This window comes from Bacillus sp. BD59S (genome assembly GCF_007363175.1).
GTDB lineage: Bacteria > Bacillota > Bacilli > Bacillales > Bacillaceae_G > Bacillus_A > Bacillus_A pacificus.
The window spans coordinates 4,190,429-4,203,577 of record NZ_CP034686.1; the positions used below are offsets into that span (position 1 = coordinate 4,190,429).

Genomic DNA, 13,149 nt, shown 5'->3' on the forward strand with positions numbered 1-13,149 from the left:
TTTAATGCTCCATCTTTTTTTGGAAAGAAGACATTCCTATTAATAAGAAGAAATGAGCAGAAATGAACAGAACGATTAAAATAAAATTCAAACGATAACTATTTGTAGATTCCATAATTTTGCTCGCTACAACTGGTCCAAATGCCATACCGAAAAAGTTAATTAAATTATATAAGCCAAGACCGACTCCAACTTTAGCTGCATGTAATGTTTTTGGTATAAATGTGTTCAATGATACTTGAATGGCAGAATAACTCATAAACGTCAAAATAATCGCCAATACAATAACGACTATACTTCCATTCGGAATAAACCCTAAAATTAAAAAGCCAACAATCATAATGACAGACGCTACATAAATCATATTCACATTTCCAAACGAAGGGACAATCTTTCCAGTAATAAAACTAGACACAATACCAAAGAGTGATGCAACAAATAATACAATTCCGATAACAAACGGAGACAATCCGTGCTCCCTTCCTAACAGCAATGGCAACAATAATAAATTAGCACATAACGCCACATTCATTATAAATCCGATTGCTATTAAACGAAGAAATGCTTTGTTCGAAAATAACTCAATATCAATAAATGGATGCTCCGCGTTCTTCATGCGAACCGCAAACAAAAATAAGAAAGCTACCGATAACACAAATAACCAACTATTCATATTGACACCTAACAAAACAGTCGTAATGAACGCAAATAATAATACCGCTCCAATGTAATCAAAATGAAACGCTTCATCCGTATGCCGCGATTCTTCTGGCATAAATTTCATAAGCAAGACAATCCCCACTACTGAAATAACCATAAATAAAAATAAATATGGCCATCCTAGTGTATTTGTAATAGCCCCGCCAACTAAAGGACCAATACCAACCGCTAATGCAATAGAAGAACTAATCATCGCTAAAGCACCAGGCTTCTTAGCAGGAACGACTAATTTTGCTACCGCAATCATACTAAGCGCGATAAACGCCGCGCCCCCACTCGCCTGCACTAATCTTGCAAAAATGACAATCGCATAAGATTGATTTACAAATCCAATAATGGACCCAGCTACAAATATGATGATTGAAATAATCAATAGTTTTTTTACACTATAACGATCAGCAAGCTTCCCATATATCATTGAACCAATACCCACAACTAAGGAATAACCTACTACAACCCAACTTACTTTTGATTGACTAATAGATAAATCATGAGCAATATCCTCTAACGCAACATTAAATAAAACCGCATTCATCGGTCCTAATAAAACGATAAAACATAATGTGAAAACAAACCATTTTGAATGGTTACTTATATCTTTCCCCATGTGTAACACCTCTCCTGATTGTAATAACTAAAAATGAAAATAAAGTTGTTTAGCACTTCCATCACTGCTAAACAACTTCATCAAATGTATCGCGCGACAAATTGAATTCGAAACGAAACATGTCCATTGTTCGCTATTCATGGAACTATCATAGTTTCAGCATTACAGTTTGTCAACGAAAAATACACAAAGTAAACTAATTTAGTGTTTTTAGTTTACTTTGTTCAAAAATTGTTATACACTAATTTCAAATCCGATATAAGGAGGACTGACATGGTTATTCAGATTTGCAATTTCTAACTTAATAAAATAATGAACTTATATATAGAAGAAACATTATAGGAGGATTATGATGAAGAAAAAAATGTTAGTTGTATTAACGAGCGTTGAAAAATATCCAAGTTTAAATCGAGCTACTGGCCTTTGGCTTGGTGAAGCTGTCCATTTCGTTAAAAAAGTTGAAGAAGCTGGTTACGAAGTAGATTATGTTAGCCCACAAGGTGGTTATACACCGATTGATCCGCATAGTTTAGCAATGGCGGAGAGCGTCGATTGGGAATGGTATCAAAAGAAAGAATTTATGAATCGTCTCGGTTCTACCATGAAACCGAGTGAAGTGAATCCGGAAGACTATGCTGTTATTTATTACGCAGGTGGTCACGGTGTGATTTGGGACTTCCCTGAAAATAAAGAACTCCAAATGATTAGCCGTAGCATTTATGAAAATGGCGGAATTGTTTCCTCTGTTTGCCACGGAGCTGCTGGTTTATTTCATATCACATTAAGTAATGGGGAACGTTTAATTAGTGGTAAAAAAGTAACAGGATTCTCAAATGAAGAGGAAAAACTAGTTGAATTGGATCAATTCGTTCCATTTTTAACAGAAGATGAACTTATTAAAAATGGAGGACTTTACGAAAAAGCCACGCAGCCTTGGGAAGCTTACGCTGTAGAAGATAATCGTGTTATCACTGGTCAAAACCCAGCTTCAGGTGGTCCAGTAGCCGAATTAGTATTACAACACATAAACAAATAACATGTAATAAAAAAGCAGATTTTCCATTCATATAGGAAAATCTGCTTTTTTACGAAATCATTTGCAAAATAGCCATAACTTCTTTTTCAATTTCAGAATCATCAATCGCGTCTATATACTCCGGTTTAAACAGTTGATACTTCTTTAGTTGATAAAAATCAAGTATCGCTTTCTTTAACGTAATATCGTACTGAATACAAAAAGAATGATCTATAATACGTCTTAACATCACATCATCTTGCACCATAAATAATTGTGCGTTCATTTTATTAAAGTAGCCTTGTTCCATACCAGCTTCAAAAAACATTTGCAAATTATGATTACGATTTTGTTGTGCAGCGACTAACTGATCAGATAAGTGCGGATATGCCTCTTTCAAATCTTGTAAAAAGACATCAGAAATGTATGTCACACATTTTAAAGAGTGAATAAACGTCTTTTGGAAACGTTCTGCAAAAGACATACTTTCATCTTGATTATCCGCATCCCCTTCAAGAAGGTAGTTCATAAAATCTTCTACCACAGCTTCAATAATCTCATCTTTTGAAGAAAAACGTTTATATAAAGTAGCTTTACTAATATCCATATACTTCGCAATTTCATCTATTTTCAATTGACTAAAACTCGTTTTTCTAATAACGGGCTTTATTTTATTAATATAAGTATTTGCACACGCAACTTTTCTCATTAAAAGAGCCTCCCCTTTTGTCCATACAAAATAGTATAGCAAATTCACGATTAATTATAAATGAAGTCATTATACTCGATACATCTTTTTAGTTTAAGTGGTTTTCAATTTACACTATAGAAAAAATGCCCGCTACCTTTATGAGTAACGAGCACTTTTTCTATACTTTATTTACAGCTCTTCTTATAGCTTTCCCTATTTCCATACTAGACTGCGGATTTTGCCCTGTAATTAAACGCCCATCTACTACGACGTGCGGCGTAAAATTTGGAGCCACATAAAACAAAGCCCCTTCTTCTTTCAATTTACTTTCTAACAAAAACGGCACTCGCTTTTCTAAATGTACAGCTTTTTCCTCATCATTTGTATAACCTGTTATATGCTTACCCGCACTAAAAAACGAGCCGTCCTTATTTTTCACACCGACTAAAGAACTTACTCCGTGACAAACAGCCGCTACAATCCGGTTGTTGTTGTACATATTCTCAATCAAATTTGCAGCATATGGATTACCTGGAAAATCTACAATCGCCCCGTGCCCACCACCAAATAAAACCGCATCATAATCCGAAAAATGAACCGTTGAGATCGGCTTCGTATTTCGCAATAAAGAAGCGACATGTTTAAATTCACGAGGTATCCCGTTCGGAATAGAAACTCTATCAATCGGCACTCTACCGCCCTGTATCGACACAATATCAACATCGAACTTAGCTTTTTCAAACAAATTATAAGGAGCTGCGAGCTCTTCCAGCCACAAACCAGTCGGGTGTCCATTCATATCATGAGCGCTTGTTGAAACTAACAATACCCTTTTCAACATATCCCCTCCTTACTACCTATTTATGTATGGAGTGTTCTTATCATTCATATAGCAAGCGAAAAAAACGAGAACAACTAGCTGACATTTTTTATAAAAGTCTGCTTATTGTTCTCGTTTGAATTCTTTCATAAGATGTTCACAACCTGATAACTTTATCTCCAGCGCCACGCAATCGTGTTATCCTCCATATGAATAGCAGGTATATCAATCCCTAAATACCGCTGAGCATCCTCATCAAAAATAGCCCAATTTTCTTCATATAAAAATTCAGGGTCTATGCTTTCAAAATCAAATATACTATCTTCGTCTACCATCTCACGAAAATATTTTTGGAACGGTTTACTATTCTCGAATAAACGAATTGTTCCATACATCCATGGCATGTCTCCAAAAACATCTTTAATTTCACCTATCTCCATATCCTTAAAATACAACTTCATATGTGCACCTTCTTATCCATGAATGACACGGATACCTCATCATATTTTAAAATAATTATTTTTAACATTTCTTTCTTAAACATATCTTCCCTCTCAAAGTCCGAGATACCTTTTTTAAGTTCAAAATACAAACAAAAAAATAGCCGACTCTTCATATAAAAGTCGGCTGCTTTCTTATAGTTCGAGCTCTCCCATGCGAAGAAGCTCAACAACTGCTTGTGAACGTCCTTTAACCCCTAGCTTTTGCATTGCGTTTGAGATGTGGTTACGAACTGTCTTTTCACTTATAAAAAGTTCACCTGCAATTTCTTTCGTTGTTTTATCTTGAACCAGTAATTCAAATACTTCTCTCTCTCTCTTTGTGAGTAAAGGTTTAGATTGATACGCTTTTTCCTTCAACTGGTATAACCCTCCTTGCTTAAGCCAGAGCTGTGTATGTGTAAGTTGGGTGTTTATTTAGTCAAGATATTGTATGAACGAAATGTGCGGGTGGTGAATGAAAATGGGCTTTATTTCACATGTTATTTTAGACTTTTATACAGTGCGTACACTCTTTGTATCCACTTACTTTTCGGTACGCCATATTTGTTCTAGCAATATACTTACAACAGTACCTACAAATAAACCATTTCCGAATATATACTGCATAACAGACGGCAAGGTTTGGAGTGCTCCAGACGGTAAAAACATAACACCGCTTCCAAATAATACAGCAACGCCTAAAATTGTTACATTCCTTTCATTAAGCTCCACTTGTTTTATATTATTGAATCCAATTCCAATTAGCTGTACGAATGAAGCCATTAAAACCGCAGATGCGACGGCCGATGGTAAAGATGCTAAATAACGAATTATACTCGGAAACAGCGACATTACGACTAGTAATATACATGCTAGTAAGAATGATCGTATATATTTTTGTTTCGTTAAACGTATAAATCCTGCCGTTGCTGGTAACGGCACGACACCTACAGTTGAAAATACAGAAGAAATGATATGCGAAATACCTCCAACCCATGTTCCATCCTTCAACTGTTTCTGTTCAATAGTCCCTTTTTGAATAGTAGCTTGATTAATTGCTATAATAGCTGCCACTGTATTTGAAACTAAAATACATACCATAACGAAACTCGATACAGCCATACCTGTATTCCATTTTGGAAGTCCCCAAGCAAATATTTGCGGAAGTTGCACAAAATGAGTTACTTGAGCTGGAATCGTCACTTTTCCTGCAATGAGAAAGAGAATCCATCCACTAATTAATCCTATTAAAACCGCATAACTTTTGACAAAACCTTTTCCAAAATTAGATAGTATAATAACGAAAAGAAATATGCTAAACGCAATTACCGCTGTAAATCCATCGATTTGAGAAACAGTAGCAGTAATCCCTAGCATTCCTTTTAAAAATACACCGCTTAATTGTAAACATAATAAAAGTAAAAACGTCCCTGTCACAAGCGGCGTAAACAAAAATAAAATACGTCCAATAAAACCAGTTACACCTAACCCTATTAAAATAACACCAGAAATTATCATTCCTAATTCTAAAATTTGCAATGTACTATGTAATTGATCTTGTCCGACCGTTGCGTAAGCAAGTACGGTAAATACTCCAACCCAAGATCCAGCTGGCCCATCCGCAATTGGCAGTCTATGCCCAATCCACCCTTGTAAAAAAGATGATATACCAACTACAAAAAATGTACGCTGCATTAAATAAAATATTTCTTCCGTCGTAAGATGAAATAATCCGCCAACGACAATTGGTAATGCGATTGAATTCGCTAATAAAAAGATAAACCATTGCAAAGTTCCCATAATATGATTTTGGTTATGTTGATTGTCCAAATTTTTCATCCCTTCTAGCTTCCTAAAAAAAATATATTGTAAGAATAAAAAAGAAGAGTTCTCTACTCACCATTAGAACCCTCCTCAAAACATTTAAACGATTCTTTTACACAAGATTATTTAATTTAACCTCACTTAAACTTCCAACAACAATATTTCCTTTATGCACGACTAAATGCTTCTCTGTTTGACGCGCTACTGCTTCAGCGACGCATGTTGCATTCGTCAAAACAAAACTCGCTTCATCTCCTACATTCGGCCAAGCTCGCTTCCCTTCACTGTTTAACGTTTCTTTTCCCCCCGTAATAAAGCGAAGTGCTTTTCCTAACGATTTTTCATCACTCCATCCAAAACGTTCCGCTAATCGATTTGCCTTTTGCAACATATCACCTGTTCCAAACGGTGACCAATGATCTGTAATACTATCATTTCCTAACGAAACTTTCACACCTTTTTTATCTAATAACGGAATTGGGATTACTTGTTTCCCAATTGGTACTGTTGAAGTAATATCAATATGTAAAGCTGCTAGTCTTTCCGCCACTTCTTCAATCTCTTTATCTGTAACACCACCAAGTCCAAGCGCATGACTAATCGTTACGCGACCTTGCCATCCCGCTTCCTCTGTTAAACTTGCCAATCTCTTCATCGTAAACGTCCCAAGATTATTCGCATCATGCAGATGAATATCAACGTCCGCATTAAATTCTACTGCGATATCCATAATGGTATGTAATGATTTTTCAATATCATTATCCACTGTAGCTGGATCCACTCCACCGACTAGATGCGCACCCATACGCATCGCATCTTTCACAAGTTGCACAGAATTACTGCGCAATAATCCATGTTGCGGAAAAGCAACAATTCTACCAGAAGCCTGTTTTTTATATGTTTCCAACGCCGCTAACGTCGCCTCCAAATTACCAAGTCCAATAATCGGATCAACATTACAATGCGTTCTTATATTCGTTGCACCATTTTGAAGCAATAACGCTAGCATATTTTCCGCCCTATCTTGAGCTGTTGCTAATTGCTTCGGCAAAATTTCCTCTTCTTCATGAAAACGTGTAAAAATACTTTCTGCTGGCATACAAGCTTTCCAAGGACCACTATAATATGTTTTATCAATATGAATATGCATTTCTTCGAAAGCAGGCAAAATTAATAAACGATTGGCATCAAAAATTGATACCCCTTCCTCTTGAATAGTCCCTGTTATCATTTTTTTAATTCTTCCATCTTCAATGCGTAAACTACATAACTCTGTTTCTGTTTGAGAAATTCTATCCTCTTCATATGTATACCCTGATTCAAGCATTACATTAGTCAGCCAATATACCGTCATCTCTATTCCTCCCACCCTTTATTGAAACTTACCTCATGATATAATTTTAATATCTGCTGAAAATTAAGACAATTAATACGACTGTTTCCTAAAAAAAATGTAATACAACCTCATAGTCTTCTCATAAATTTCCATATAGAATAGAAGTATATAGCTTGTCATAAAAAGGAGTGGATTGGAAGATGTCAAAAAGGTTATGTAAATCCGAAACTGATAAAATGCTATTTGGTATATGCGGTGGTTTAGGAGAATATTTTGATATTAGCTCTACTCTCATTCGCATACTTTGGGTCATTGCTGTTTTATGTTTTGGGACGGGGTTTTTAGTTTACTTTATTTGTTTATTACTTATGCCACGCTCTTACTAATAACCTTCTTTCATATATTTGTGCATAGCGTATACAAAATCCCCTATAGATTTTCTATAGGGGATTTTTTTTCATGAAGAATATTTCATCGTTAAATGTAATACGGCTACTTCATCTTCTTCATTCTTATAACTATGTTTCTTATTCGCTTCAAATTGAATCGAGTCGAACTCATTTAATTCGTATACATCGCTTTCTACTTGAATCGACACTTTCCCTTTCATTACCGTCACAAGCTCAATAGCACCTTCATGATGCGCTTCTGGTTCATATATACTATTCGATCGTAAACAAGCACGGTGCATTTCCATCCCCGTTTCTTTCGTATAACGGAACATTGTTTCTAAATGCCATGCTTGTCCTACATCTACTGCAAATCCTTCTCCGCAGCGCGCAACAGCTACAGGCTCTCCAACAACCATCAATCTTGATAAAGGAATCGATAATCCTTTCGTTATTTTCCAAATGACGGCTAACGTCGGATTCGTTTCGCCCCTTTCAATCTTTCCTAACGTTAATTTACTAACTCCTGTTTTTTGAGCTAATTCTTCTAAACTTAATTTTTGCTCATTTCGAATTTGCCTTAATAACTGACCTACTTGCTGAATGACTTCTTTCGTTTGCATATCTTCATGTTCTTTCATATATAAAACCACCTTAAAATATAAAATAGTTTACTTTTATTATTATAAAGTATATTATACTATACATAATCATCGGATTTCGAAAGGAGTGCTATACTTCATGCGCGCAATTTTATTAGGCCTTTTATCATCAGCCTTTTTTTCCGCAACCTTTATTATTAATCGGGCGATGAATGTATCTGGAACGAGCTGGGCTTGGACAGCTTCCTTCCGCTTTTTATTCGCTCTCCCTATTTTATTCCTTATCGTTTTATTTCGCAAAAACTTAAGAGGGTTATGGGAAGAATTAAAGAAACATCCCTTGGCTTGGATCGGGTGGGGGTCTGTTGCCGGTATTGGTTTCTATTCTTTATTAAGTTTTGCAGCTGTCTTTTCTCCCGCTTGGCTCGTTGCTGGAACTTGGCAAGTTACTATATTAGCAGGTTTACTACTCTCACCATTATTTTTCGTTAAAATAGATACAAAATCAGGTACGAAATTTGTACGCGGAAAAATTCCACTTCGTAGTTTATATGTCGCATTATTTATTTTACTTGGTGTAATTTTTATGCAAGCAACTGCAGCAGGTCACATTACAATGACTCAGTTTATTTCAGGGTTTTTACCTGTCGTGTTAGCTGCTTTCTTATATCCGTTCGGTAACCGAAAAATGATGGAACTTGTTGGCGGGCGCCTTGATACATTCCAACGTGTATTAGGAATGGCAATAGGCAGTCTTCCTATAACAATTTTACTTGGTATATACGGATTTTCTACTACAGGTATTCCAACATCAAGCCAAATGCTACAAGGATTTTTGTTAGCATTATGTTCTGGCGTTATAGCGACAATGACATTTTTCTTTGCTACTGACTTAGCCAAAGATAATCTCGCTCTGCTTGGAGCTGTTGAAGCAACGCAAGCTGGAACGATGGTTTTTACCGTACTTGGCGAAATTATTTTCTTGAATGGTTCACTTCCTGGTGGTCTTTCCCTACTTGGAATGATTATTATTATGTTGGGAATGGTTGCAAATAGCATTTTAAATCGATCTGTTCCAGTCGTTAAACAGAGAAAAACAGCATAAAAAAGAGTGTGGTTCTATAAACAAAGAACCACACTCTTTTTTTATTGTCCCCCTATTCCCCCTTATCAGAATAGTATTTCATTAGCTGTTTATACTAAAACCTATGTTATAATACGTTTCATGCGCAATATTAGGAGGTAAATTATGTTAAAAAAAGCAATCGCTGAATTTATTGGTACATTTGTACTTGTATTATTCGGAACTGGAGTAGCTGTCATTGGCGGCGGAATTGAAGGAATTGGAACCCTAGGAATCGCTATGGCTTTCGGTCTATCTATTGTGGCTATGGCATATAGCATCGGAACAATTTCTGGATGTCACATTAACCCAGCAGTATCAGTAGCTATGTTCATCAACAAAAGAATGAACGCTATGGAACTTTGTTATTATGTATTAGCTCAAATTTTAGGTGGTTTATTAGGAACTGCAACGTTAGTAACAATTTTAAAATCTGCTAAAGCACCTTTAGATAATTTAGGACAAAACGGTTTTGGAACTCTTGGTTTATCTGGAGCATTTCTAGTTGAATTTATTTTAACTTTCGTATTCATTTTAGTGATCGTTGCTGTAACAGGTAAAAAAGGAAGTTCTTCTCTAGCAGGATTAGTAATTGGTTTCACATTAGTTTTAGTTCACTTATTAGGTATTCCGTTAACTGGAACTTCTGTTAACCCAGCTCGTAGTATCGCACCAGCTTTATTCGCTGGCGGAGAAGCACTTTCTCAACTATGGGTATTCATCATCGCACCAATTCTTGGTGGTATCGTAGCAGCTATCGTAGGTAAATTCATTTTAAATACTGAAAAATAAAATTTTCAATATTTCTGAATAAAAAAAGGCGAGCCCTCATTATGAGGATGCTCGCTTTTTTACTCTTTCATTTTAGACTTTAAATTTGTAACTAATTGATCTACTGTTACATTTGCAAGTACATTTTCCATCGCTTCTTGCGCTTGCATTAAAATAATTTCTAATACTGATTGAATATTAGCTCCTACTGGACATTCAATGTTGGGATTTTCATGGAAGGAAAATAGCTGTCCTTCTTCTACAACTTCCACTGCTTTATATACATCAAGTAATGTAATTTCTTCTAAATCACGAGCAAGTGTCGTACCACCTTTACCAGCTTGTACATCAACAAGTCCTGCTCTCTTCAACATTCCTGTAATGCGACGAATCACAACTGGATTTGTATTCACACTACCGGCAATCCATTCAGAGGTACAGCGAGAGTTTCGATCTATCGCAAGTAATGTCAGCATGTGAACACCTACTGTAAAACGACTACTAATCCCCATCTGCACACCCTCCTTTTTATTCATTCTATTAAAAGACAACTCTTATTATTATATACTATTTTTAATTTATACATAAAGAAAAAGCATGATTTCAATAGAAAACCATGCTTTTCTCTCGTTATTGACGCTTTATGAATTTTGCTAAATCTTTAAATTTCACTTTGTCTGAGTAATTCATTACACCGTTTACGTAAATGCGGCTTGCAAGCATATTGACGATAGCAATAGTCACCAATAAAATGACTAAAGTCACAATAATCTCTACAGTTCCTGCTTCACCCGCTACAAGCCTTGAAAATGTAACCATAGGTGTAAAGAATGGAATATACGAACTAACTACAGCTAATGTACTATTAGGATCAAATAGTGATTTAATACTAATGAAAAATGCTGCTATACCTAACATTGTAATTGGGAACGAAAGAGATTGCACATCCTCAATTTTTGATACAACAGCACCAACCGCTGCATATAACATTGCATATAGTAAATAGCCTGTAACAAAATATACAACAAACATACTAATTACTACAGCATCCAACTTGGAAAAGTCTAGTGCAAGTCCTACTAAAGATGCATTTTCTAGGTCTACCCAACCTAATAAATACGGTACAAGAAAACCAAGAAAAGCAGTAATAAGTAATAGTAAAGCACTAGAAACAATTGCTAAAATTTTAGCATGTAGCATTGTTAATGGTTTTACTTTCGGAAGCATTAACTCCATAACACGGGATGATTTTTCAGATGCTATCGTCGTCCCAATTGCAGTTCCAAACACAATAATAAACATATATAAAGCAAACGAGAAAACATAGCCAATACCAAAGGAAGATGCATGATCTTTTACCGCCTCTTGTTTTAACGGAATTTCCATCTGTAACTGTTTTGCTACTTCGGCAGATACGTTATTTTTTTCAATCATTACCGCTGTATACTGTTCCTTCAAATAACTTGCCATAAGTGTAGCCGTTGATTGACTCGGAAAACCACTATACATATACGTCACTTCTGGGATACCATTCTTTTCTGTAATACGGAATAAACCGTCTAAATCCCCATCTTCTACTTGCTTACGTAGTTCATTAAACTTATCCTTATTTTCTACCGTTACTTTAGCAGACGGAAGTAACTTTGTTATATCACTTTCTTGCACTTTATACGTATCGCTTTCTGTTACTACAGCAAATTTATCCTTTCCTTTATCGTTATCAGCTGTGAAATGATTAAATGCGAAAAGCCCAAACACAACTAAAAACAAAATCGCACTCGTAATTAATGATTTTTTAGATAAAAATGCTTCCCTAAAATAAAATGAAAATACGTGAGAAAATTTACGCATCGTTATTTCGCCCTCTCTACAAAGATTTCGTTTAACGTTGGCTCTAACATTTTAAATTGTCGTAAAGTAATACCTTGTTCTTGCAATTGTTGTAAAATGTTTAGAGCTTCTGCGTCATCTTGCACTTTCACATAAAGAAGGCCTTGTTGTTTTTCATACGATACATGAATAGCTTTTAATCCCTTTTCATTCTCTTCTGTATCTTCAATCGTTAAATTACGGAAACCATATTCTTTTTTAATATCACTTAATTGACCTTTTACGACCGCTTCACCTTTTTTCAAAATACATACATGTTGGCAAAAAGCCTCCACTTGTTCCATACGATGACTAGATAAAATAATTGTCTTTCCGCTCTGTACTTGTTCTTCAATAATGCTAGCTAACATTCCCGCATTCACTGGATCCAGTCCGCTAAATGGCTCATCTAAAATGAGAAGTTCAGGGTTATGAAGAAGAGCAGCAATTAATTGAATTTTTTGCTGGTTCCCTTTTGAAAGCTCTCCTGCCGTTTTAAATTTATATTCCGGTATCGCTAATCGATCTAACCAGTGATCAATAGCAAGATCTACTTCTTTTTTCGTCATGCCTTCTAATCTGCCAAAATATCGCAGCTGGTCTACTACTCTACTTTTTGTATATAAGCCTCTTTCTTCTGGTAAGTACCCTATCGTTACTCCACTAGTCCCAAATGGTTTTCCATCCCATGTAATAGAGCCTTCATTAGGCGTTAATAATCCGAGAAGCATTTTGATTGTCGTTGTTTTTCCTGCACCATTTCGTCCAAGTAATCCTAACACTTCACCTTTTGGTAACGAAATTTGCAAGCCGTTAACTGCTTTTGATTCCCCAAATTGTTTCGTTAAGTTTTGAATTTGTAAACTCAAAGTATAAAGCCTCCCCTTTACTATCATTCAT

At 35.6% G+C, this 13,149-nt stretch carries 15 protein-coding genes; 4 read left to right on the plus strand and 11 right to left on the minus strand.

Features of this window, described 5'->3' with window-relative positions:
- Position 1: 1 nt before the first annotated feature.
- A complete protein-coding gene (locus EKQ63_RS23985; protein ID WP_143881573.1) occupies positions 2-1,327 on the minus strand; it encodes an MFS transporter in 1,326 nt (441 codons plus the stop codon).
- Between the two features lie 352 nt (positions 1,328-1,679).
- On the opposite strand from EKQ63_RS23985, the gene EKQ63_RS23990 reads away from it, so the two are divergent.
- Entirely contained in the window at positions 1,680-2,363 is a 684-nt protein-coding gene (locus EKQ63_RS23990; protein ID WP_087954179.1) for a type 1 glutamine amidotransferase domain-containing protein, read from the plus strand.
- Positions 2,364-2,412: 49 nt separating this feature from the next.
- Here EKQ63_RS23990 and EKQ63_RS23995 read toward each other — a convergent pair whose 3' ends face one another.
- The 6 genes from EKQ63_RS23995 to EKQ63_RS24020 form a co-directional block, all read right to left on the minus strand.
- A complete protein-coding gene (locus EKQ63_RS23995; RefSeq protein ID WP_087954178.1) occupies positions 2,413-3,051 on the minus strand; it encodes a TetR/AcrR family transcriptional regulator in 639 nt (212 codons plus the stop codon).
- A gap of 160 nt (positions 3,052-3,211) precedes the next feature.
- Positions 3,212-3,874, minus strand: coding sequence for a type 1 glutamine amidotransferase domain-containing protein (locus EKQ63_RS24000; RefSeq protein ID WP_143881574.1), 663 nt, complete (start codon positions 3,872-3,874; stop codon positions 3,212-3,214).
- Positions 3,875-4,026: 152 nt separating this feature from the next.
- Entirely contained in the window at positions 4,027-4,314 is a 288-nt protein-coding gene (locus EKQ63_RS24005; protein ID WP_087954176.1) for a hypothetical protein, read from the minus strand.
- A 174-nt stretch (positions 4,315-4,488) separates the two neighbouring features.
- The gene (gerE, locus tag EKQ63_RS24010; RefSeq protein WP_000659484.1) at positions 4,489-4,713 is read right to left on the minus strand and encodes a spore germination transcription factor GerE; all 225 of its coding nucleotides are present in this window, start codon (positions 4,711-4,713) and stop codon (positions 4,489-4,491) included.
- 165 nt (positions 4,714-4,878) lie between these two features.
- Positions 4,879-6,174, minus strand: coding sequence for a purine/pyrimidine permease (locus tag EKQ63_RS24015; protein ID WP_143881575.1), 1,296 nt, complete (start codon positions 6,172-6,174; stop codon positions 4,879-4,881).
- 97 nt (positions 6,175-6,271) lie between these two features.
- The gene (locus EKQ63_RS24020) at positions 6,272-7,513 is read right to left on the minus strand and encodes an amidohydrolase family protein (protein WP_143881576.1); all 1,242 of its coding nucleotides are present in this window, start codon (positions 7,511-7,513) and stop codon (positions 6,272-6,274) included.
- A gap of 182 nt (positions 7,514-7,695) precedes the next feature.
- On the opposite strand from EKQ63_RS24020, the gene EKQ63_RS24025 reads away from it, so the two are divergent.
- A complete protein-coding gene (locus EKQ63_RS24025; RefSeq protein ID WP_000044337.1) occupies positions 7,696-7,881 on the plus strand; it encodes a PspC domain-containing protein in 186 nt (61 codons plus the stop codon).
- A 71-nt stretch (positions 7,882-7,952) separates the two neighbouring features.
- Here the strand turns inward: EKQ63_RS24025 and EKQ63_RS24030 are convergent, their stop codons facing one another.
- Positions 7,953-8,525, minus strand: coding sequence for a helix-turn-helix domain-containing protein (locus EKQ63_RS24030; protein WP_000658051.1), 573 nt, complete (start codon positions 8,523-8,525; stop codon positions 7,953-7,955).
- A 100-nt stretch (positions 8,526-8,625) separates the two neighbouring features.
- Between EKQ63_RS24030 and EKQ63_RS24035 the strand changes: the two genes are divergently transcribed.
- Positions 8,626-9,591 carry a DMT family transporter gene (locus EKQ63_RS24035; protein WP_087954173.1) on the plus strand — a complete coding sequence of 322 codons (966 nt, stop codon included), beginning with the start codon at positions 8,626-8,628 and terminating at the stop codon, positions 9,589-9,591.
- A 144-nt stretch (positions 9,592-9,735) separates the two neighbouring features.
- Positions 9,736-10,401 carry an aquaporin gene (locus tag EKQ63_RS24040; RefSeq protein ID WP_087954172.1) on the plus strand — a complete coding sequence of 222 codons (666 nt, stop codon included), beginning with the start codon at positions 9,736-9,738 and terminating at the stop codon, positions 10,399-10,401.
- 59 nt (positions 10,402-10,460) lie between these two features.
- Here EKQ63_RS24040 and EKQ63_RS24045 read toward each other — a convergent pair whose 3' ends face one another.
- The 3 genes from EKQ63_RS24045 to EKQ63_RS24055 form a co-directional block, all read right to left on the minus strand.
- Entirely contained in the window at positions 10,461-10,892 is a 432-nt protein-coding gene (locus EKQ63_RS24045) for an Rrf2 family transcriptional regulator (protein ID WP_000512998.1), read from the minus strand.
- 118 nt (positions 10,893-11,010) lie between these two features.
- Complete coding sequence (locus tag EKQ63_RS24050; protein ID WP_087954171.1) at positions 11,011-12,231, minus strand: ABC transporter permease; 1,221 nt, start codon at positions 12,229-12,231, stop codon at positions 11,011-11,013.
- Positions 12,232-12,233: 2 nt separating this feature from the next.
- Complete coding sequence (locus EKQ63_RS24055) at positions 12,234-13,118, minus strand: ABC transporter ATP-binding protein (RefSeq protein ID WP_140168710.1); 885 nt, start codon at positions 13,116-13,118, stop codon at positions 12,234-12,236.
- Positions 13,119-13,149: the final 31 nt, after the last annotated feature.